The organism is Caldimicrobium thiodismutans (assembly GCF_001548275.1).
Lineage (GTDB): Bacteria > Desulfobacterota > Thermodesulfobacteria > Thermodesulfobacteriales > Thermodesulfobacteriaceae > Caldimicrobium > Caldimicrobium thiodismutans.
Map to the genome: position 1 here is coordinate 257678 of NZ_AP014945.1, position 21312 is coordinate 278989.

At 38.9% G+C, this 21312-nt stretch carries 23 protein-coding genes and 1 tRNA gene; 8 read left to right on the forward strand and 16 right to left on the reverse strand.

The window, feature by feature from the left end; genetic code table 11:
* Positions 1 to 3: 3 nt before the first annotated feature.
* Genes THC_RS01240 through rplS form a run of 6 tightly spaced genes read right to left on the reverse strand, consistent with a single transcriptional unit; the run spans position 4 to position 6274 of the window.
* Complete coding sequence (locus THC_RS01240; RefSeq protein WP_231938362.1) at positions 4 to 1404, reverse strand: homoserine dehydrogenase; 1401 nt, start codon at positions 1402 to 1404, stop codon at positions 4 to 6.
* Positions 1310 to 3139, reverse strand: a complete 1830-nt coding sequence (locus tag THC_RS01245; RefSeq protein WP_082706228.1) for an adenosylcobalamin-dependent ribonucleoside-diphosphate reductase — start codon at positions 3137 to 3139, stop codon at positions 1310 to 1312. The genes THC_RS01240 and THC_RS01245 overlap by 95 nt, the downstream gene beginning before the upstream one ends.
* A complete protein-coding gene (locus tag THC_RS01250; RefSeq protein ID WP_068512189.1) occupies positions 3136 to 4926 on the reverse strand; it encodes a DUF6178 family protein in 1791 nt (596 codons plus the stop codon). The genes THC_RS01245 and THC_RS01250 overlap by 4 nt, the downstream gene beginning before the upstream one ends.
* Positions 4877 to 5272 carry a YraN family protein gene (locus THC_RS01255; protein WP_068512192.1) on the reverse strand — a complete coding sequence of 132 codons (396 nt, stop codon included), beginning with the start codon at positions 5270 to 5272 and terminating at the stop codon, positions 4877 to 4879. The genes THC_RS01250 and THC_RS01255 overlap by 50 nt, the downstream gene beginning before the upstream one ends.
* Positions 5273 to 5277: 5 nt before the next feature.
* Positions 5278 to 5898 carry a ribonuclease HII gene (locus tag THC_RS01260; protein WP_068512195.1) on the reverse strand — a complete coding sequence of 207 codons (621 nt, stop codon included), beginning with the start codon at positions 5896 to 5898 and terminating at the stop codon, positions 5278 to 5280.
* A gap of 10 nt (positions 5899 to 5908) precedes the next feature.
* Positions 5909 to 6274 (reverse strand): 50S ribosomal protein L19, encoded by a 366-nt coding sequence (rplS, locus tag THC_RS01265; RefSeq protein WP_068512198.1) that lies wholly within the window; start codon positions 6272 to 6274, stop codon positions 5909 to 5911.
* 134 nt (positions 6275 to 6408) lie between these two features.
* Here rplS and acpP point away from each other — a divergent pair, with 134 nt between their 5' ends.
* From acpP to THC_RS01300, 7 genes are read left to right on the forward strand one after another with little or no spacing between them, the layout of a single operon-like run.
* Positions 6409 to 6642 carry an acyl carrier protein gene (acpP, locus tag THC_RS01270; RefSeq protein WP_068512201.1) on the forward strand — a complete coding sequence of 78 codons (234 nt, stop codon included), beginning with the start codon at positions 6409 to 6411 and terminating at the stop codon, positions 6640 to 6642.
* A gap of 3 nt (positions 6643 to 6645) precedes the next feature.
* On the forward strand, positions 6646 to 7887 hold the full coding sequence (gene fabF, locus THC_RS01275) for a beta-ketoacyl-ACP synthase II (RefSeq protein ID WP_068512203.1): 1242 nt from the start codon (positions 6646 to 6648) through the stop codon (positions 7885 to 7887).
* A 14-nt stretch (positions 7888 to 7901) separates the two neighbouring features.
* Positions 7902 to 8345 (forward strand): ribose 5-phosphate isomerase B, encoded by a 444-nt coding sequence (rpiB, locus tag THC_RS01280; RefSeq protein ID WP_068512206.1) that lies wholly within the window; start codon positions 7902 to 7904, stop codon positions 8343 to 8345.
* On the forward strand, positions 8342 to 8725 hold the full coding sequence (gene acpS / locus THC_RS01285) for a holo-ACP synthase (protein ID WP_068512209.1): 384 nt from the start codon (positions 8342 to 8344) through the stop codon (positions 8723 to 8725). The genes rpiB and acpS overlap by 4 nt, the downstream gene beginning before the upstream one ends.
* Positions 8722 to 10305, forward strand: a complete 1584-nt coding sequence (locus THC_RS01290; protein ID WP_068512211.1) for a bifunctional ADP-dependent NAD(P)H-hydrate dehydratase/NAD(P)H-hydrate epimerase — start codon at positions 8722 to 8724, stop codon at positions 10303 to 10305. The genes acpS and THC_RS01290 overlap by 4 nt, the downstream gene beginning before the upstream one ends.
* A complete protein-coding gene (locus THC_RS01295; protein ID WP_068512214.1) occupies positions 10298 to 10669 on the forward strand; it encodes a PilZ domain-containing protein in 372 nt (123 codons plus the stop codon). Before THC_RS01290 ends, THC_RS01295 begins: the two co-directional genes overlap by 8 nt.
* Positions 10666 to 11460, forward strand: coding sequence for a prepilin peptidase (locus THC_RS01300; RefSeq protein WP_068512218.1), 795 nt, complete (start codon positions 10666 to 10668; stop codon positions 11458 to 11460). Before THC_RS01295 ends, THC_RS01300 begins: the two co-directional genes overlap by 4 nt.
* Here the strand turns inward: THC_RS01300 and xth are convergent.
* On the reverse strand, positions 11426 to 12214 hold the full coding sequence (gene xth, locus THC_RS01305; RefSeq protein WP_068512220.1) for an exodeoxyribonuclease III: 789 nt from the start codon (positions 12212 to 12214) through the stop codon (positions 11426 to 11428). The genes THC_RS01300 and xth overlap by 35 nt on opposite strands.
* A 2-nt stretch (positions 12215 to 12216) precedes the next feature.
* Positions 12217 to 13248 (reverse strand): mechanosensitive ion channel family protein, encoded by a 1032-nt coding sequence (locus THC_RS01310; protein ID WP_068512223.1) that lies wholly within the window; start codon positions 13246 to 13248, stop codon positions 12217 to 12219.
* 172 nt (positions 13249 to 13420) lie between these two features.
* Between THC_RS01310 and THC_RS01315 the strand changes: the two genes are divergently transcribed.
* Positions 13421 to 14518: a M24 family metallopeptidase gene (locus THC_RS01315; RefSeq protein ID WP_068512227.1), complete on the forward strand. Its 1098-nt coding sequence runs from the start codon at positions 13421 to 13423 to the stop codon at positions 14516 to 14518.
* Here THC_RS01315 and rmuC read toward each other — a convergent pair.
* From rmuC to mtnA, 8 genes are all read right to left on the reverse strand, one after another.
* Positions 14482 to 15369 (reverse strand): DNA recombination protein RmuC, encoded by an 888-nt coding sequence (rmuC, locus tag THC_RS01320; protein WP_068512230.1) that lies wholly within the window; start codon positions 15367 to 15369, stop codon positions 14482 to 14484. The genes THC_RS01315 and rmuC overlap by 37 nt on opposite strands.
* Before the next feature lie 12 nt (positions 15370 to 15381).
* Positions 15382 to 16326, reverse strand: coding sequence for a biotin--[acetyl-CoA-carboxylase] ligase (locus THC_RS01325; protein ID WP_148638801.1), 945 nt, complete (start codon positions 16324 to 16326; stop codon positions 15382 to 15384).
* A gap of 14 nt (positions 16327 to 16340) precedes the next feature.
* A tRNA-Arg gene (locus THC_RS01330) sits at positions 16341 to 16413 on the reverse strand.
* A 21-nt stretch (positions 16414 to 16434) separates the two neighbouring features.
* The gene (locus tag THC_RS01335; RefSeq protein WP_068512235.1) at positions 16435 to 17982 is read right to left on the reverse strand and encodes a PD-(D/E)XK nuclease domain-containing ATP-binding protein; all 1548 of its coding nucleotides are present in this window, start codon (positions 17980 to 17982) and stop codon (positions 16435 to 16437) included.
* Between the two features lie 174 nt (positions 17983 to 18156).
* Entirely contained in the window at positions 18157 to 19104 is a 948-nt protein-coding gene (locus tag THC_RS01340; protein WP_068512238.1) for an FAD-dependent thymidylate synthase, read from the reverse strand.
* On the reverse strand, positions 19101 to 19553 hold the full coding sequence (dut, locus tag THC_RS01345; RefSeq protein ID WP_068512241.1) for a dUTP diphosphatase: 453 nt from the start codon (positions 19551 to 19553) through the stop codon (positions 19101 to 19103). Before dut ends, THC_RS01340 begins: the two co-directional genes overlap by 4 nt.
* A gap of 9 nt (positions 19554 to 19562) precedes the next feature.
* On the reverse strand, positions 19563 to 20195 hold the full coding sequence (locus tag THC_RS01350; RefSeq protein WP_068512244.1) for a redox-sensing transcriptional repressor Rex: 633 nt from the start codon (positions 20193 to 20195) through the stop codon (positions 19563 to 19565).
* Complete coding sequence (gene mtnA / locus THC_RS01355) at positions 20188 to 21264, reverse strand: S-methyl-5-thioribose-1-phosphate isomerase (RefSeq protein ID WP_068516533.1); 1077 nt, start codon at positions 21262 to 21264, stop codon at positions 20188 to 20190. Before mtnA ends, THC_RS01350 begins: the two co-directional genes overlap by 8 nt.
* Positions 21265 to 21312 lie beyond the last annotated feature (48 nt).

Below are 21312 nucleotides of genomic sequence, written 5' to 3' on the forward strand. Positions count from 1 at the left end.
CCTTTAATCCAGAATTCTTAAACGCTTAGTTTTCCCTTTTACTATATCCAAAGTATCAATCTCTTTCAAGGCTGAGATAACCTTTTCTTCTTTTGTTTCATGTGTTAACATTACAATTGGAACAGCCCCTTTTCTTTTTTGCCTCCCGATCTGCACAACGGAGGCTATACTGATTCCATATTTCCCGAGCACTCCTGCAATCTTTGAAAGAACTCCCGGCCTATCTACAGCAGAGAAACGAAAATAATACTTAAAAACTCCCTCCTCTATAGGTCTAATAAAGGATTCTTTTTCTTCCCTTTTAGGATAAGGGATCAAGGGATGATTTTTAGCAAAAAGATATTCCGCTGAAGACACAATGTCTCCAACCACAGCACTTGCTGTTGGTTCTTTTCCAGCGCCAAGACCATAAAGCAAGATATCTCCTACAAAATCTCCTCTTATTAATATTGCATTATAATTAAATCTTACAGAAGTCAAGATATGATTTTCTGGTAAAAGGGCTGGATGAACTCGAATTTCAATCTGATTTTTGATTTTTCTGGCCTCAGCAATTAATTTTACTATGTAGCCAAAATCTCTGGAGAACTGAAGATCCATTAAATCGACCTCATCTAAACCCTCAACATATACTTTGTTATAGGGGATGTAAAACCCAAAGGCAAGGCTGGCAAGAATTGAGATTTTATGAGCTGAATCAATTCCTCTAAGATCAAGGCTTGGATCTGCCTCTGCATAGCCTTTATTTTGAGCCTCTTCAAGGGCTTTCTCAAAAGAAAGGTTCTGCTCAAGCATTCTGGTTAGGATGTAATTAGTGGTACCGTTGATGATTCCTGTGACTCTTTCAATTTGATTTCCTATCAAGGCCTCTCTTAGGGTCTTTATAACAGGAATACCCCCACCCACAGAGGCCTCAAATCCAAGAAAAATTCTCTTTTTTTCAGCAAGCTCAAAAATTTCTGCCCCTGCCTCAGCCAGCACAGCCTTATTGGCAGTGACCACAAGCTTCCCTTTATCTAAGGCAGATAAGATATAGGTTTTAGCTGGCTCAACCCCACCCATAAGCTCACAGATAATAGAAATCTCTTTATCCTCCAAGATCTCCTTAAAATCCGTAGTTAAAAGTTCATCCGGTGCCTGACTTTCTCTTTTTTTGGCCTTATCTCTTACAAGTATTTTTTTAATATTAAATTCAAGGCCAAGTTTTTCCCCAAGATGCCTTTTATTTTTTTGTAAAAGCTCGTAAACGCCCTGACCAACGGTTCCAAATCCAAGTAAGGCTATCTTTATTTCTTTCAAGGTTCCCTCCTTATTGACATTTATCATATCCACAGGAACCACAAAAGAGGCAAGTTCCATGCACCTCAAGGTCTTCCCCACACTTAGGACATACCATTTTTCCACCCTCTCCTTTCTTAATATAGATTACCTGCTCGGGTTTTGAACCATATCTATATACTGTAACTCCCTTTAAGCCCCATTCATAAGCGGTAAGATAAATCCTTTTGATTTCCTCAGGGGTTGTATCCTCCGGAAGATTTATCGTTTTTGAAACAGCATTGTGAGTATATTTTTGAAAGATTCTCTGAATAGAAAGATGAATATCTGGGGAAATCTCAAAGGCGGTTAAAAAAAGTTTTTTAAGAGGTTCTTTAAGGTTTATTTTACTGATAAGCCCCTTTTCCATTATTTCAGCTTGAAGGGCTTCTATCTCCCTTTCACTGTAGCCTTCTTCTGAAAGGATCTCCTCAAAGAGAGGATGCACCTCTTTTATAATAATGCCCCCCAAGGTCTTTCTCTCATAATATATGCCAAAAAGAGGCTCAATACTTGATGAAACTCCAGCAATGAGTGATAGCGTTCCCGTAGGGGCAATAGTTGTGGTCGTGGCATTCCTTAAAGGGGGATACCCCCATTGATCCCAAAGGCTACCAGGAAAGGCAGGAAAGGCTCCCCTTTCTTCAGCTAAAACTGCTGAAGCCCTGAGGGATTCCTGATTTATGAAACTCATCACTTTTTCAGCTATCTCAAGAGCCCTCTCTTCGCTATAAGCTATTCTTAATTTTATAAGCATATCTGCAAAGCCCATAACCCCAAGCCCAATCTTACGATTAAGGGTGGTAATTTTAGCTATTTGAGGAAGGGGAAAGCGATTAACCTCAATGACATCATCTAAAAATCTTACTGCAAGCTCTATGGTCTCTTTTAGTCTATCCCAGTCCAGGTCTCCGTCTTTTACAAAGTTGGCAAGATTGATTGAACCAAGATTACAGGACTCAAAGGGCAAAAGAGGCTGTTCACCACAGGGATTGGTTGCCTCAATATGGCCCAGATTAGGTGTAGGATTAAAACGATTTATGGTATCAAGAAAGATAACCCCTGGGTCTCCTGTCTCCCAGGCCTTTTCTACTAAAAGATCAAAAAGTTTTTGAGAGGAAACCTCAGTTACTACCTTGCCTGTGCGAGGATTAATCAATGCATAAGGCTCCCCTTTTTTTAAGGCCTCAATAAAATTATCCTTTATGCCCACGGAGATATTAAAATTTGTAAGAACTCCCGTTGTACTTTTAATGGTTATAAATTCTTCAATATCAGGGTGATCCACATTCAGGATACCCATATTTGCACCACGCCTTTTCCCACCCTGTTTAATGGCCTCGGTTGCAGAATCATATACCTGCATAAAGGAAACCGGACCACTGGCAACCCCAGAGGTTGAAAAAACAATATCTCCTTTGGGACGCAGGCGTGAAAAATTAAAACCTGTTCCACCGCCAGACTTATGAATAAGGGCTGCATACTTCAGGGTCTCAAAGATAGAATCTAAGGAGTCATAAACAGGAAGGACAAAACAAGCTGAAAGTTGCCCCAGAGGTCTTCCTGCATTCATCAAAGTAGGAGAGTTAGGTAAAAAATCAAGGGCTGCCATTAACTCGTAAAATCTCTCCCCATAATACTCCCACTTAGAACTACTCTTACGGAAATTTTTTTCCCCTTCAGCCACACTAAAAGCAACTCTCTCAAAAAGGGCTTCCGGAGTCTCTACAATTTGATTTTCTTCATCTCTAACGAGATACCGCGCCTGAAGGACAATTAAGGCTGATTCCTTTAGCTTAGGGGTTATCTTTCTTCTCTTCATGCAGATAGATCAATCAGAATAAGGGTCTGGTACTTGGGATCAGGGGGATCTGCTGGGTCTGCAAATCCAAATTCCCTATCCCAAAGTTCAACCACAAAGTCAAGGTAATTTTTTAAAAGCTCTTCCTCTAAGTAATAAGAAGTCCTGGCTAATTTTACAAAACTTTCATATAGTCCTTCCTTTATAGCCTTTTTCATAAAGGTTTTTCCATCTTTAACCTCAACTATTTTTGCAAAAACCTCCTGCCACTTGCTTTTAGGAAGGGCTCTAAAAATAAACTCTTGATTATAAAGATAATTCGCTAAGGAGGTAAGAATAATTGAGCTCCAGGTCAAAGAATTTAAATCAAAGTTTCTATTAGCATTAAAGATCTCCTTAATCCAATTATTATGGGGCCCCAATCCCTTTTCAAGAAGTGGTGCCATATAAGCTATCTCTTCAAGATAACCTCTAACCATTCTTAGCTCGCTTACCCTGGAAAACTCTGTAAATTCTTCAGATGTTCCTATACTCACTGGATTAAAAAGTTTTACCTGATTCAATTTTTGAACAGTAACCCCCTGAAGATAACCAGCATAAGGCTGATCAAGATATTTTAAAAGGGCGGGATTAAAATCCTTACTTTGAAATAAACTTAAGGCAAACTTTCTAAGCTCTCTTAGGGCTGTTCCTGAAACCCGAAAGATCTCCTCAAGATAATAATTTTCAAGAAAATCTCTGGCTAAAATAACATTCCCTTCTGTTAAATATTCAAGTCCAAGATTAAGATGGCACCACATCTTAAATAGGCCCCTTTTTACTTCCTCTAAACCATCAATCACAGGATGATCAACAAGGATAACCTTAGTTGCAAGCCAGGCAAGCTCCTGATGAATTCTTTCTCTCTGAAAAGGATCTTGTATCAAGGACAAAACCTTGACAATAAAGAGTTCTTGAGGGCCTTCATAGGGTATAAGATGTAAAGTATGAGGAGCCCTCTCTTCCCCTGTGAGAGCAAGTGTTCTGGGATCAATTTTGGAAAGTCTTTTAGGATGGATATAGGTATAAATCTCAAGGGAGGTATAATAATCGGGTATTCCCTCATCAGCCAGTCTTCCATTTCTAAATCTAAAGGCCCTTTCCTCTACCTCTACAGGAAGTTCCCAGATAAGGGATTCCATAAGGGCAAAATAGGTCTCCGGCCACTCTTCCCTGATAAGCTCAATAATTCTTCTAAAATAGAATTCCAATCTCTCCTCCTTAAACTCCACAAAGTAAACATCATCAAGAGTATAAGGAGGAAGAAAATCGTAAGCCTCTATAAGCTCAACATCATCAGGCCTTTTATGAATCTTTACAAATTTCTGAAGCATAGCTATAACAAAATCCCAATCTGCTATAGCTAACCATTCAAGGACTCTACCTTCCCCTGCCTCAAAGAGAAGAATAATCCAGCTGGCAACCCTTTCAGGGCGAATCCTATCTTTAAACCAGACATCAAAATCGAAGAGGAACTGAATCTGAGACCCCTTGGCATAGGATAGAAGCTCAACTGCAAGATCAAGGGAGCTTCCTTTAAGGGTAAAAAAGAGCTCAACAGGGGGAAGATTTCTAACTAAACCCTCTGGATAGGGTGAGGCAAGGATTAGTTCTGCCCTTTTTTCCCAAGGAGCAGAAAGAACAAGCTCAAGGGCCTCCTCAAAGCGGAGAGGAGCTAAGGCCTCCTCTAAAGCCTTTTCCTTTAAGCTTAAAATCCTTTCAAGGTCTATCTTTAAAGAGGTCGCTTTCTGCGAAAAAGGCTGATTCATAATGCCTAACCTTACCCTCCTCGAGATTGACTACCACCACATCAAAGCGGATACTTTTTATTTTACTTAATTTTTGAAAATTTTTAAGTAAGAAAAATTGAGCTGTCTTTTGAATTTTGTCTTGTTTTCTAAAATCAACCTTTTCCTCAGGGAAATAACCTCTATCTGAGGATTCACTTTTTACTTCAACAAAAACCAGAGTCTTATTTTTCTTAACCACAAGGTCAATTTCTCCAGTCTTTGTTCGAAAATTTCTGGCAAGGACCTCATAATCTTTCTCTCTCAAGTAGTCTTCAGCTACTTTCTCAGCTGAAGTCCCAATCTCTCGAGTAGATTTTTTGAACATTCCCTTCAAAATCTCTCAAAACACTTAAAAGCCTTGCGATGGACAGGACTTGGGCCAAACCTCCTTAGAGCCTCTAAATGTTCCTTTGTGGCATAACCTTTATGTCTGTCAAAACCGTATTCTGGATAAAGCTCAGCCAATTTTTGCATGTATCTATCCCGGGAGACCTTGGCAAGAATAGAACCTCCAGCAATAGAGAGGCTCCTTCTATCTCCTTTAATCAAGGCCTTTTGAAGCCCTCTATAATCAGGTATTCCAAAAGGACCATCTATAAGCAAAAGGTCAATCTCCTTTATTGAAGAGAGTGCCCGTTGCATGGCTAAAAAAAGAGCTCCCATAAGCCCAAGGGCATTTATTTCCTCAACCTCAGCCTTAGCTATACTATATGTTATTGCTTTGGAACAGATGACTTCAAAGAGTTCATTCCTTTTTATGGGAGTCAAAAGTTTTGAATCCTTGATTTCGGGAGAATAAAAATCTGGAGGGAAGATAACAAGACCTACGAAAAGAGGGCCTGCCAGAGCACCTCTTCCTGCCTCATCAAGACCAGCAATTATTTTAAATCCACTTTTCCAATAATAAAATTCTACCGGTTTAGCTTGTGATATTTCCTTTTCAAAAAGCAAGGAATTTTAGCTATTCCATAACCTTATTATCAAATCTCTCTTTGAGCCTTGCGGCCTTACCTGCCCTTTCCCGGAGATAGTAAAGTCTTGCCCTTCTAACCTTGGCCCTCTTAACTACTTCTATCTTTTCAATGCGGGGAGAATGAAGAGGGAAGGTTCTTTCTACACCTACTCCAAAAGAGACCTTTCTAACTGTAAAGGTTGCTGAGTTTCCTGAGCCTCTTCTTCTAATAACCACGCCCTCAAAGACCTGAATCCTTTCTTTTTCTTCACCCTCTTTGAGTTTATAATAAACTTTAACGGTATCTCCAGGGGCAAGTTTGGGAAGATCCTCTCTCAAATAGGCCTTCTCAACTTCTCTAATTTGGGGTAACATAGATCCATCCCTCCTTTAGCTTTGAATAGGCAAAATATAGCATAGATTCATAGATTGTCAAATTACCCCGAAAAATAACTTGTTTTTTTTTAAAAATCTGGTAAAAAGATTAAAAAATCATTGAGGAGGGAGTTATGTCTGTTGAGGAGAAGGTGATTGATATTATTGCTCAAAAGCTCAATCTCTCAAAGGATCAGATTAAACCAGAGGCCTCATTTGTTGATGACCTGGGGGCTGATTCCTTAGATTTAGTAGAACTTGTCATGGCTATGGAAGAGGCCTTTGGCCTTGAAGTGCCTGACGAAGATGCCGAAAAATTAAGAACTGTTAAGGATGTCCTTGATTATGTAAAATCCAGAGTGGGGTAATCCGTGGAGAAAAAAAGAGTTGTTGTAACCGGTCTTGGGGCAGTCTCTCCCCTTGGGATTGGTGTTGAGGAGACCTGGGAAAGAATTATAAAAGGGGAGTCTGGAATTAGCAGGATTACAAAATTTGATGCTTCAGGGCTTCCCAGTCAGATAGCAGGTGAGGTCAAAAATTTTAATCCAGAAGAATTCATGCCTGCCAAACTTGTCTCCCGCGTGGATCTCTTTATCCAATATGCTATAGCCTCTACAGAAATGGCCTTGACTGATTCCGGGCTACCCAAATCTGAGCTGGGAGATGAGGTTGGAGTTATCATTGGAGTGGGAATGGGAGGCGTTGGTCTGGTAGAACACTATACCCGCGTTCTTGATGAGAAAGGTTATAGAAGAGTTACGCCCTTTTTTATTCCCATGATTATTCCCAATATGGCAGCGGGACAGATTGCCATTTTATATGGAGCTCAAGGCCCCAATATGGCTGTTTGCACCGCCTGTGCAGCAGGAAATCATGCTATTGGAGAGGCCTTTAGGCTTATTCAGGAAGGCAAAGTAAAGGCTATGATCTGTGGAGGAACGGAAGCTCTCATTACTCCTCTTACTGTAGCGGGCTTTTCCGTCATGAAGGCTCTCTCCACAAGGAATGATGAGCCTGAGAAAGCCAGTCGGCCTTTTGATGCTAAAAGAGATGGTTTTGTTATTGCTGAAGGGTGTGGTATTCTAATTCTTGAAGAGCTGGAAACCGCTAAAGCAAGGGGGGCTAAGATCTATGCTGAGATCTTGGGCTATGGATTTAATGCCGATGCCTACCATATGACAGCCCCATCTCCTGAGGGAGAAGGAGCTGCCAAATGTATGGAACTTGCCTTAAAATCAGCCAGCCTCAAACCACAAGAGGTTGATTACATTAATGCCCATGGAACAAGCACACCTCTTAATGATGTTTCTGAAACTAAGGCCATAAAAAAAGTCTTTGGGGAGCATGCTTACAAACTTATGATCTCCTCAACCAAATCCATGACCGGCCATCTCCTTGGTGGGGCAGGTGGTCTGGAAGCAGTGTTAACTGTCAAGGCTCTTGAGACAGGAATTATTCCCCCAACCATAAATTATGAAGAGCCTGATCCTGAGTGCGACCTTGATTATGTCCCCAATCAGGCAAGAAGAGCTGAAATTAAAATTGCGCTCTCTAATGCCTTTGGATTTGGTGGCACCAATGCCTGTCTGGCCTTTAAAAAATGGGAAGAATAAAAGCGAGGTGAAAAATGAAAATTGTTATAGCCTCAGATCACGCAGGATTCTTCCTTAAAGAAAAGATCAAAGATTTCCTTATCAATGAAAATTACCTGGTTGAAGATGTAGGAACCCATTCATCTGTCTCCGTGGACTATCCTGAGTATGGATTTAAGGCAATTCAAAAGCTTCTTAATGGAGAGGCTGATAGAGGTATTCTCATCTGTGGAACAGGTATAGGAATGAGTATTATTGCCAACCGTTTTTCTAAAATAAGAGCTGCCCTTTGCCATGAGCCTTTTTCAGCCCAGATGGCAAGAAGGCACAATAATGCCAATGTTTTAGTTCTGGGGGGCAGGCTTATTGGGGACGGTATGGCTGTTGAAGTTGTAAGGGCCTTTTTAGAGACTGAATTTGATGGAGGCAGGCACGAAAGAAGGATCAACCTAATTGACGAACTTTCCAAAACCAGATGAATCCTCTTGGGATTGGTATAGATCTTGTCTATGTTCCCCGTATAAAAAAGTTAATAGAGACCTATGGAGAAAGATTCCTAAGAAAGGTTTTTACTCCAGAAGAAATTCACTACGCTCAAAATAAGAAAAATTCATATCAAGCTCTGGCCTCGGCCTTTGCGGTAAAAGAAGCCTTTTATAAAGCCATAGGGGGATATCCAGGTTTTCGTTTTAGAGATATTTCCCTCCTGCGAGAAGAATTACAGGGAAGACCATTTTTAAAACTTTCAGGCCGAGCTGAAAAGATTTTCCAAAAAAGAGGGGGGCAAAAAATTGATCTTTCCCTTTCCCATGATTTTGACTATACTATTGCTATAGTTCAGATCTGGGGATGGCCATGAAACTTTTTGTGGCTACAGCCGAAGAGATGCAAAGGCTTGATAGATATGTAATGCAAGATCTCGGGATTTTACCTGAAATTCTTATGGAAAGGGCTGGAGGATCTGTGGCTAAGGCTATCCTTGAGAGATTTCCTTTACCTGGATACTTTAAAGTCCTTCTTCTTTGTGGCCCTGGTAATAATGGAGGAGATGGCTTTGTCTGTGCAAGATATCTCTGGAATTCTGGTTATCAAGTGGAGGTGCTTCTTTTTAATGAGGAAGATAAATATACAGGGGAGGCTAAAAGAAATCTTGAAATCCTGAAAACTTTGAAAATACCTATAACCAGAATTCATAGTCTTGAGGAATTTATTAGCTTTGTTCACCACTTTAAACCTGAAATTCTGGTTGATGCCCTTTTTGGAACAGGGCTTAAGAGGCCTCTAAGTGGCTTATATGAGGAAGTAATCCTTTTTTTAAGGGAAGAAAAAAGAAAGGAATCCTTTAAAATTGTCTCTGTGGATATCCCTTCAGGTGTTTCCTCAGATACCGGGCAGATCCTTGGCTCAGCTCCTTGTGCAGATCTTACTGTTACCTTTGAGTGTCTAAAACCAGGGCATCTTTTTTATCCTGGCAAGGAATATTCAGGAGAGGTAGAGGTTGCAGAAATTGGTTATCCCTGGAGATTTCTACTTGAATTTACAAAGGATATAGTTCCCAGGAAAAAATATTTAAGTGAGGATCAAGCCAGAGAACTATTCAGGCCCCGAAGGGGATTTTATCATAAAGGAAAGGCTGGTTATGTATTTATCCTTGCTGGAAGTGTTGGGAAAAGTGGGGCTGGTTATTTAACTGCCCTTGGGGCTCTAAGAGCTGGAGCAGGCCTTGTTACCCTTGCTGGCCCTAAGAGCCTTCAATCCGTTTATTCAGGATTACTTCCTGAAATACTCACCCTCGGGCTTCCTGAAAGGGAAGGCGAAATTACAGAAAATAGTTCAAATCTTGTTATAGAAGCCTTAAAAGGTAAAAGATGTCTTGTAATTGGCCCTGGGTTTGGGCTCGGATCTGGACCCGAGAGGGTTCTTTTGGATTTACTTCAAAATGTTAGTTTGCCTGTGATACTTGATGCGGATGCCCTAACTATCTTGAGTGATTTTCCTGAAAAACTTAAAGATTTTTCTTATCCCAAGGTAATAACTCCTCACCCTGGTGAAGCGGCAAGGCTTCTCAAAAAAGAAACTCGGGAGATTTTACAGGACCCCTTGGATAGCCTCTCTCAGTTAATTAACCTTACTGGAGCAATAGTAGTTCTCAAAGGGCCACATACTCTTATTGGGGGCCCTGATGGAGAGGTCTTTATTTCATCTATTGATGAGCCCGGCATGGCACAGGGAGGAATGGGAGATGTGCTTACTGGCATAATTGGGGCCTTCATTGCTCAAGGGTATTCGCCTTTTGAGGCTTCGGCCCTTGCAGTTTATGTGCATGGAGCATCAGGTAGTTTCCTGAGAAAAACCTCTGGCCCCTATGGTTTCACCGCAAGCGAAGTTGCCAATTATATCCCCCAAATATTAAAAAAATTGGAGACCAGAAATGCTTGAAAGAAGAAAATTTCACAGGTATCCCACCAATTTAAAGGCCTATTTTCCTAATCAAGAAGAGGGTTTTCCTGTCAAAAATGTCTCCTGGAAGGGTGTATTTATAATCACTCCAGATAATTTTAGGTTTGAAAAGCGCTTAATTTATTTTGAAATAGAAATCCCTGAAATTGGAAGAATACCTATCTATGGCTACATCGCCCATTATGGGACTCCATCTGAACCAGGTTTAGGTGTTGAAATTATAGAAATAGCCAATAATCTTGCCCCGGTTTGGGGGTTATATATCAAGGCTATGAATTTTTTAAATGAAGCTAAGGAAGAATATGAAAAAATTATAAATAGATTCTCCCAATCACAGGAATGATTTTCTGGGAGAGCTTCTTTATCTTCCTAATAGGTCTCATTCTTGGAAGTTTTTTAAATGTAGTCATTTATAGACTTCCACAGGGTAAATCTTTAATTTTTCCAGCCTCCCACTGTCCGAAATGCGAGACACCCCTAAGGTGGTATCATAATATACCTCTCCTGAGTTTTCTTTTTCTTAAAGGTAGATGTGCCTATTGTAAGGCCAGTATCTCTTGGCAGTATCCTTTAGTTGAGTTTTTGAGTGGTCTTTTATTAGTTTTACTTTATTTAAAGTTTAAACCCCATTACGGAGTAATTGTTTTTTCTTTTTTTGCCTTTTTTGGATTAAATCTTTTATGTCTTTCTTTTATTGATCTTTTTCATAAGGAGATTCCTGATAGCTTAAGTTTTTCTCTAATTTTTTCAGGTTGGATCCTTGCCCTTTTAAGCAAAAATCCCCTCAGTTTAAGTTTTTTAGAAAGCCTTCTTTCGTCCTTTGCCGGAATAGGGCTTCTTTTTTTTATTAATGAGCTTTATTATCTCTTAGCTAAAAGAGATGGTCTTGGAATGGGAGATTTTAAGTTAATGGGTGGATTGGGCGCCTATCTTGGATATAAGAGTTTTTTTAATGTTCTTTTTTTTGCCTCCTTAATAGGGGTAGTATGTTTTATCTTAATGAGAATTTATCAAAAACTGAGCAGAGAGGATCTTGAAACCAGCGAAGACCTTTTAAAAAAGGAAATTCCCTTTGGACCTTTCTTAAGTATAGCTGGGCTCATATATCTATTTTATCCTCAAAGTCTGCTATAAGTGGGGCGTGATCTGAAGGTTTGGGAAGGCCTCTTGTCTTAAAATCAACCCAGACATCCTTCAAATAATCCTTAAGAGGAGTGGTAATTAAGATATGATCAAGGCGCATCCCTAAATTTTTTTTAAAAGCTGAAAATTGGTAATCCCACCAAGTAAAGATGCCTCCTTTATCAGGGTATTTTAGCCTTAAGCTATCCCATAGGCCCCATTCAAGGAGATACTTAAAGGCCTTCCTTTCTCTGGGATGAAAGCAGATTTGTCCATCCAGAAGCTGAGGATCATAAACATCTTCGGGCTCGGGGGAGACATTAAAGTCTCCAGCCAAAATTATCTTATCTAAAGGGGTAAAATGTTTTTCCAAAAACTCTCTCAGACGATATAGAAATTGGATCTTGTAATAGAAGTAATCTGAATCAACGGGGCTTCCATTGGGAACATAAATAGTAAAGATAAAGAGTTCCCCGAACTGGCCTCCCAGTAATCTTTCCCTGGCTTGAGGGTCATCATCAGCCAGAGCTTCAAAACCTCTCCAGAACCTACTTGCCTTTCTCTTACTTAAGATTCCTACCCCGTTTCTTCCTTTCCCCCCTGCATGATAAAATATATAACCTTCCCTTGAAAAGATATCTTCAGGGATTTTCTCCGTCTTTGTCTCCTGCAAGAGAAGAAAATCTGGGCTCTTTTCCCTTAAAAAGGCTTCAACCTGAGCCCTTCTAACATTAAAAGAATTTACATTCCAGGTAACAAGACGCATCTTTAACTTAGAGGCCTCTGTGGATAAAGGTAAACAGTGCGGATGGGGAAGGGGATTTCAATTTTTTCCTCTTTATAGCGCTTATGAAGTTTCTTGATGAATTCATGGGCTATAACAAAACGGGAAGAAGGCTCCTTAGCTCTTAAGATCACATTGAAATTTATACTGAAATCCCCAAAGGTATGGAATCTTAACAGGGGTTCAAACTCTTCAACTCCTTCGGGATGCCCTTGCATAACCTCCTTAGCCACCTCAAGAGTAACCCTTTCCACCTTTTCAAGGTCACTGGCATAACTAACTCCAACTTGAACCAGAACTACCAGTTCCTCGGATGGAAGTTGATAATTTATAATCTGGCTTCCTGCAAGCTTGGAATTAGGGATAATTATCATATTATTGGAAAGCATACGAATGGTAGTTGTCCTCCAGGTGATATCTTCAACAAAGCCTTCATCTCCATTTTCAAGACGAATAAAATCCCCGGGTTTAATCTGCTTGGCCATAAGAATATAAAGCCCAGCAAAAAAGTTTTCCAAAGTATCCTTCAGGGCAAGACCAACGGCAAGACCTGCCACTCCAAGGGTGGTAATAAAAGGGGCAATATTAATATTTAAGACATTGAGAATCAAGATAAAAGCTATGGAAAAGACAAGAACTTTGATGAAAATCTCAAAGAGAGTTACCTTAGCAAGGGTTTCTGCCTTTTGAGTAATATAATGATCAAAGATATTAATAAGCAGCTTTGAGCCACAAAGACTTGAGGAGAGGATGAATAAAATGAGAAGAATTTTATTGACCACACTAAAGATGTGTGGGGGAATGTGGGTAAGACCTAAGGCTAAGTGAATACCCAAAAGAAGGCCCCAAAAGGGAAAATATCCCTTAAGGGTTTTTAAAACTATTTCGTCCCAGGGCCAGCGAGTTTTTTTGGCAATTCTTAATAAATATTTGAAAACAAATATTCTTATTATATAAAAACCTAAAATTACAAGAAAAAAAATAAGAACTGGATAGATTAATTCTTTCCAGGCCATAGACATTTTAAAGCATACCAAAATAACCAATCCCTGTCAACTCTTTGGATGCACCCATATCTTTTGAGACTTATATTTCCCCTTTTTCCCCTTCCTTTTTCTTGTAAGGATTTTTACTCATGTAAAAGGGTTCTCAATCTGATTTAATGAGGTATAATTCTCTTTGTTTTATATGTTTAAGAATCAGAATTCACAAAGATTAGAGAAGGTAAGAAAACTTCTTTGGGAAAAAGAGCTTGATGGTTTCTTATTTTCTTCAACACCTAATGTCTTTTATCTCACTGGCCTTAAGGCAAGTCAGGCTTATGTAGTAATTACAGAAAAAGAGGCCCTTTTAGTAACGGATGCCAGGTATTATGAAAGAGCCAAAGAAATTGCTTCTCCTTCCTTTAAGACAAAGCTTATTCTCGGAGATCCTACAAAGTTTTTAAAAGATCTTTTAAAATCCTTAAAGATAAGCCGAGTTGGTTTTGAAAAGGATAGGGTAACTTGTGAGTTAAGAGAAAGGCTTAGAAGTAGGAGCTATCAACTAATTGGCCTTTCTCAGCCTTTAAGATCTTTGAGGATGAAAAAAGAGGTAATTGAGATAGAGAAGATTAAGAGAGCTGTTGGAATTACTGATGAGATCTTTCAAAAACTTTTGCATATTTTAAAGCCAGGACTTTTTGAACTGGAGGTTAGGGGGAAAATCGTTGAGCTTGCCTTTAAAAGGGAAGCCGAGGGCGAGGCTTTCCCATCAATTGTAGCGTCAGGTGAACATTCGGCTATACCTCACTGGGAATCCTCAAAGAAAACTATTTCAAAGGGCCCCCTTCTTATAGATATGGGAGTTTTGTATGAGGGGTATTGCAGTGATTTTACAAGGACCCTTTATCTGGGAAAGGCAGATCAAGAGTTTAAAAAATATTATGAGATTGTAAAAACAGCCTGGTTTAAGGCCTTTGAAAGGGTAAAAACAGGTGTTCCTGTTTATGAGATAGATAAAAGAATAAGAGAATATTTTCAAAAAAAAGGAGTTCTTTCCTATTTTACTCATTCTACTGGACATGGTCTTGGAATTGAAATCCATGAATTTCCACGCATCTATTATCACAAAAGCAAAAAATACCTTAAAAATCAGCCTTATCTTGAGGAGGGGATGGTTTTTACTATTGAACCAGGTCTCTATTTTCCTGGAAGATTTGGAATAAGGCTTGAAAATGTTGTTTTTGTAGAAGAGGGAAGAGGTAAAATTTATTCAGAAAACTCTCTGGAATTGTTAGAGCTTTGAGAGGCTTTTTGAATTTTTTGGAGCTCCCTTTTTAAGAGCCTCTGGGTATCTTTAAGTCTTTGCAGGAGGTTTTCAGCACTTTTTAATTCTCGGGAGAGTTTTTCCAAATCCCTTTCAAGTTCAAAGGTAAATTTTTCAATACCAGAAAGCCCCTCTGTAAGAAGACTTTCATCATAGGTTTTACCAAAGCGGTCCCAGAAAAAGTGTATAAAAAAGAGAACGGGAAGTAGTAAAGAATAGGGCACTAAAAGAATTTTATCCTTTTCCAGTTCTTCAAAGACCCTTTTTTGAAGATGAGGGAAAAGGCCATCTGGGCAAGTCATTACTGCAAGACCAGCTGTTTTATCATCTCTAAGATAAGGTAAAATCTCCTTTGCGCGGGCTTTGATTCTCTTTATAAGCTCCTTTTCTTCATAGGAATTCAAGAATTCTTGACTTAAAAATTCAGGGGCTATAAATTTTGAATCTACAGGTAACAATCTTCCATCTGAGAGTATAAGAGCAAATTCCACCTCTCCGCCTCCAATTTTAACCTCTCTTTTCAGAAAATGTGGAGGGACCTGGGATAGGATTTCTTCAAGGGCCCTTTCCGCGGATTTTCCTGATTTTCGGCTTGTAAAGATGTTGCTTAAACGGAAGATTTCATCACGCAGGGTCTTTAAAAGGTCTTCTGCAAGATATAATCTTTGCAAGTCCCTTTTTATTTCTGTAAGATCCTGAAGGCGTTCTTTAAGGGTGAACAGGGGGTCTGATAGTCTTTTCTCTAAATGATCCTTTAATCTGAAATAAATAAAGATCAGGGCTATAAAAATAAGAAAGAAAAGTAATCCAGGAAAAAGGAAATCAGACATCGGGCTCACGGATTAATTATTTCTTAAATGAATACAGTCTCCGGAAAAAATTCTTTTAAGACTGTGGTCTTCAAGCTCAAGGAGAAGAGCTCCTTCAGCATCTATGTCAAGGGCAATCCCTATAAAAGTGCCTTCAGGGGTCTTAACTTTTACATGAGACTTTAAGGTCTCGCTAAGGGCCTTCCATTCTGTAAGAATCTCATTTTTTTTGGAGAATAGTTTTTCAAAGTGATGAAGAAGATCTTTGAGGAGAGGAAGCCTTTTAACCTTTTTACCAAGGGCCTCAGAGATTGAGATTCCTGGAATTAGAAAAGACTTCTCTTTAACGGAGTTATTAACATTTATTCCAATACCTATAAGAGCATAAGATAGGGCATCAATTTCAGCCTTAATTTCTAGAAGGATACCAGCAACCTTTCTTCCCTGGATGAGGACATCATTTGGCCATTTGACCTTGGCTTGAAGGCCATAAGTTTCTTGGATAGCTTTAGCTACTGATACTGATGATAAATAAGTAAGGAGATAAGCCTCTTTAAGGGGAAGAGGCTCCTGCAACACCAAAGTTAACCAGAGCCCTCCTTTTTCGGATTCCCAGGTTCTACTGAGTCTTCCCCTTCCAGAGAGTTGTCTTTCAGCAATTACCAAAGCCCTTTTTTTCTTTTCTGCAAGCTCTTTAGCAAGATCCATGGTTGAGCCTGTTTCTGGAAGATAATGAATTTCATCAAAAAGAATAAGAGAGGAAAGGATTTGATTTAGCTCGTCTTCAAGAAAAAAATCTTTGTCCTCTAAAAAATATCCTTTTTTAGAGGTTTCTATAGTATAACCTCTGGATTTAAGTTTTTGCATACATTTCCAGATAGCAACTCTACTCACATTAATGATTTTAGCCAGTTTTTCTCCTGAGATAGGTTGATCAGCTTCTTTTAAGATTTTGAGAATCTTATTTTCAAGATGCATATTTTTTAATTCCACGGGCCTGGGGGGATTTGAACCCCCGACCTCAGGGTCCGGAGCCCTGCGCTCTGTCCGCTGAGCTACAGGCCCAATTTAATTAACTATAACATCCTATAACCTCTCCCAGAAAAAGCCTTTGATATTCCTCTCCCCTGAAGAAAACTCAATCCCAATAAGATAAATCTCCTTAGACTTCCCCTCATACTTCTTATGATACCCCTTCTCCTTAAGTTGAGCTAAGGCTTTACCTTCTACCCCCTCTCCCTCAACCACCTTGAACTCAAAAAGATAAGCTCTTTCTCTGTATAGCACCGTCAAATCTATTTGCCCCTTATTTGTTATATCCTCAGGGATTACCTCAAGCCCTGACCCACATAAAAAGGCATAAAAGCAACTTGCATAATACCCCTCATAACGGGAAAGCTCATTCTTCCTGAACCAATCATGGGGTATCCCTGCATAAAGCCCCTCAAGAACCTTCTTCATCTTCTCAAACTGATTTCCCTCAAGAGCCAAAAGAAAATCCCTTGTCTTTAAAGGAACTTCCCCTGTATCCCCTGTAAAATACTCAGCAAGCACCTCATTTAAAGCTACCTTTACCTCCTTATTGGGATAGGAAAGCTCATAAAGAATCTTATCTGCAAGGCTAAATATTCTTTTTATGGTAAGATAGCCTGCTTGAAAAAGGAGATTCTCAGGCCTAACCCTATCTACATCAAAGGATCCAATAAGTGTGTCTGTTGCTACAAGATTTTCAAGCTCAGGAAGATAAAAACGTTTCTCAAGAAGAAGCTTTACAAGAAAACTTGGAGTTCCTGTCTCAAACCAGTAAGGGTGGAATTTTTTTTCCTCTAAATAGAGAAGGATATCAAATGGATTATAAACAGGCTCCCCAAGCCAGGAATAACCATTATACCAGCATCTTATAAGCTCTAAATCTTTATCTTGCAATTCTTCTCTGAAAACTTCTTCAAGCTCCTCTTGAGCAAATCCGCAAATAGTTGAATACTTTCTGCTTAAAGTAATATCATTTAAGAAATTTAAACCTGAGAAAATTGAAGACATATAAAATTTTAAAACCCCTGTTAAAAGAACAAATTTGAGATATCTATCAAGGGGCTTTAGAATAATGTAAAATTTTACAAGAATATCTCTTATTCTTTTTGCAGTTTCTCTATCCTCAATGCAATCAAGAATAGGTTTGTCATACTCATCAATAAGAACAACTACCTTTTGTTTATATTTTTCATAACTTTTAAGAATCAATTCTTTAAAACAGATATCATAAAGGGTTTTTTCTGAACAGGGGACTCCAAGAGTTTCTTGATTTTTCTCAAGTTGTTCAAGAATATAAGTTATTAAATGTTCCTCTCCTTTGAAGGTTCTTCCCCCAAAATCAATATGTATAACAGGATACTTAACACTCCAGTCCCAGTTTTTCTCAAGATAGAGCCCCTGGAAAAGCTCCTTTCTTCCAAGGAAGGCCTGCTTCAGGGTGTCCACAAAAAGGGATTTTCCAAATCTCCTTGGGCGAGAGAGAAAATAATAAGTTCCTTCTTCAACAAGCTTTGCAACAAATGGAGTTTTATCCACATAATAATAGGGCTCACTTCTAATTTTTTCAAAACTTGAAATCCCGATGGGAAGTTTTTTCTCCATAGCTTTATTTTAAGCCTAAAGTATTCAGATTTCAACCTTGTGTTTTGTTTAAAGCTAAAGCATTCTCTTTTTCAGGGGAATTAATTTAAAGACCTTTTCAATGCTTCTTAAATATCGCTCATTTTCATAAAAAACTACTAAAGGTTACTTAAATGTTTTGAGCAAAAAAGTATTTCAAAAACCTAAGGACTCTTTTAGAAAGATGGCAAGGTCTCTAATTTCTTCTTGGGCTTGAGGGATAGCCCTTTTACTTATAAAATCTCTCCAGACTAATTCAGGACCAGTAGCAAGAACAGTAGTTGCAACTCCCTGAGGAACTATAAATCTTGCACTTTCCCGCTTCATATTTTTGCAGAGCTCTTCATAAATAGCCATCCCATTTTTTATAGTTTCCTCATAAAGTTTCACCTGAGACTCTGTAAAGGCTTTTGGAATAACAAACTTATCCACCTTAGTATAGCGATGGGATCTTTGATTAAAATTCAGCCAGGTATGTCTTACAAATTGATGACTAAAAATCCTTGAAAAGTTATGAGTAATGACTCCGATCCAGTTAAAGGGATCGCCTTTTCTGCTTTTAAGAATTATAATCTCAGGCTCTGCAAAAAGAGATTTTTCTTCATAGAGAAGCTCGTTTTTTAGCTCAGAAAGAAGACCCTGGTAAAGAATTCTGGAATTTCTTGCTAAGCTAACCTCAATCTCTTCAAGGGCTGGTTCAGTATTTATCAAATAAAGAAAGGTTTGATCATCGAGATTTTCTGCAAGATGTCGCAAATTAAAGAGGGCTAACCCCTTTTCTTCATCCCAGAAAACCTTAAAAAAGGTGCTTGCAAGGTCAAATTTGTCTTCCAATGAAAACCCAGAAGTATTTATAAAGATAGGGGTATGCGCAAAGACACTGAAGTGCCCAGCCTTTTTAAGATGAAGGAGAAAGCTTTTAAACCTCTCAAAGTCTCTAAATTTTTCCTCTTCAAAAAGCGAAAGAGGATGAGACTCCGCATAGCAAATACGAGCTCCAAGGTAGCTGAAAAAGATAAAAACTTGTAGTGTCGATCTATCCAGATTTTCGTAAACCTTATTAATCAGGATCCTTTGCTTTTTTCTTAATTTTTCAAGATTCATTTATAGCCTCCTGTTGATCCAAAGCCTCCTCTTGAATTCTGGGGTAATTCTTCAAGGCCTACTTCTTCAATTTCCGGAAAGGTAATTTTAATAAAAACAGCCTGAGCAATCTTTTCATGTTCAGCAATAACAACGGATTCATCCCCTAAGTTTACCACAGGTATCATAACCTCATCGGTCTCGCCGCAATAATCAAAATCAATAATTCCTGCGGAATTAGGAAGAATGAGTTTTTTCTTTTTGAAGAGAGAGGATCTGGGGAAGATAAAAAGGGCGTAGGGTGGTTCAGCTTTTATAACAAGGCCTGTTCGAATAAGTTTAAATTCCTTTGCTCCAACTACCGTCTCTTCAAGGGCAAAGAGGTCATATCCAACTGAACCAGAAGTGCTTCTTACTGGTAGCTTGGCCCTGGAATCCCTTCGCCAGACTTTTACTTTTGGGGTATTCAATTGTCAACCTCAGGAAGAACCTTTTAAGAAAAAGGAAAGTTTGGTTAGGGCCATAGAAAAAGTAAAATTTTCAATTTTTATATCAGGATTATCTGTGTAAAAAGGAGTTGGACTAAGGTTTAAGATTGCCTTCAGACCGTGTTGCAAAAAGGTTTCTAAAAAGATTTCTGGTTTATCTTCCGATGTGATTACTCCCATATCTACCTTGATGGCCTTGGTTACATATCCAAGTTGATCCAGATTATAAACCGATACTCCATTGATGATTTTTCCAATTTCTTCAGGACGAGTTTCAAAGGCTGCCATAAAGTAAAAACCCTCCCGTTGAAGGTCTTTGCTATGCAGTAAAAATTCTCCAACAGGACTTATACCACCCAGAATTAAATTCCATTCCTGCGTTCTACCCAGAAATTTTTTTAAATTATATTTGAGGCTTTTAACACTATATCCCACACCCTTTGTTCCAAGATTACCAACAAAACTTAAATCCTTTCTGAGTTGCGCGGAATTTACTCCACACCTTTTAGCAAGGTCATCAGAGCTAATGGATTCAATTTTTTTCTTTTCAAGGGCATCCAGAACATTTAAATAGATAACTAATCTGTGTAAGGTATTTTCAGGAAGTTCTTTAAATTTAGCCATTTTTTAGCACATTTAAGATATTTTGGCTAAAGGGAGGCACAATTATTCCTTTCTCTGTAATAATAGCAGTTATATTTTCTGCGGGTGTAACATCAAAGGCAAGATTCATAGCCTGAGCTCCAGCAGGTGCAATTAACTTTCTTTTACAGGTAAGGACTTCTTTTTCATTTCTTACTTCAACTGGTATCCCTTCACCTGAAGCAAGGGTTAAGTCAAAGGTTGAAGAAGGCGCAGCTATATAAAAGGGAATTCCATGTTCCTTAGCAAGGACAGATAAAGAATAGGTCCCGATTTTATTAGCAGTATCTCCGTTGCTTGCAATTCTGTCTGCACCTACTATGATGGCCCTAACTTTTCCTTTTTTCATAAGATAGCCCGCTGAATTATCAGTAATTATTTTATAAGGAATTTTTAATTTAGACAACTCCCAGGCAGTGAGCCTTGCCCCTTGTAAGAAAGGGCGGGTTTCATCTACCCAGATAAAGATTTTTTTTCCCTTTTCGTAAGCCCTGCGAATGACCCCTAAGGCAGTTCCATATCCTCCTGTGGCAAGGGCTCCAGTATTACAATGGGTAAGAATTCCTCCTTCGGGTAAAAGATTACTTCCATATTCACCCATTTTGAAATTGGCAAGAATATCCTCTTCCCAGATTGATAGAGCCTCCTTTTGAAGGGATTTTAAAAGCTCTTCAAATGCTCTCTGGCCAAGATTCCCCTCTGGAATTTTGTTTATAAACCCTTGAAAGACTCCTTTCATTCTTTTTAAAGCCCAGAAGAGATTGACTGCAGTAGGCCTTGCTGAGGAGAGGCTTTTTTCAATGCGAACAAAAAGGGATAAAAGGTTTTTTTTAGCTAAAGGAAAGGTTAACTTTGATTGAGCCTCTTTTAGACCAATATAAACGCCAATAGCTGTAACGATCCCGATAGCTGGAGCGCCTCTTACAAGCATCTCCTTTATGGAATATCTGACCTTTTTTAGGGTATTTGCTTTATAATATATTTCCTTTAAAGGAAGTTTTCTTTGATCAAGAATGAAAAGGGAGGAGTTTTCCCAGTAAAAGGCCTTGATAAAGTCTGCCTCTTTGGGTTCAATAAGGTTATCTTTTATTTTTTTCAA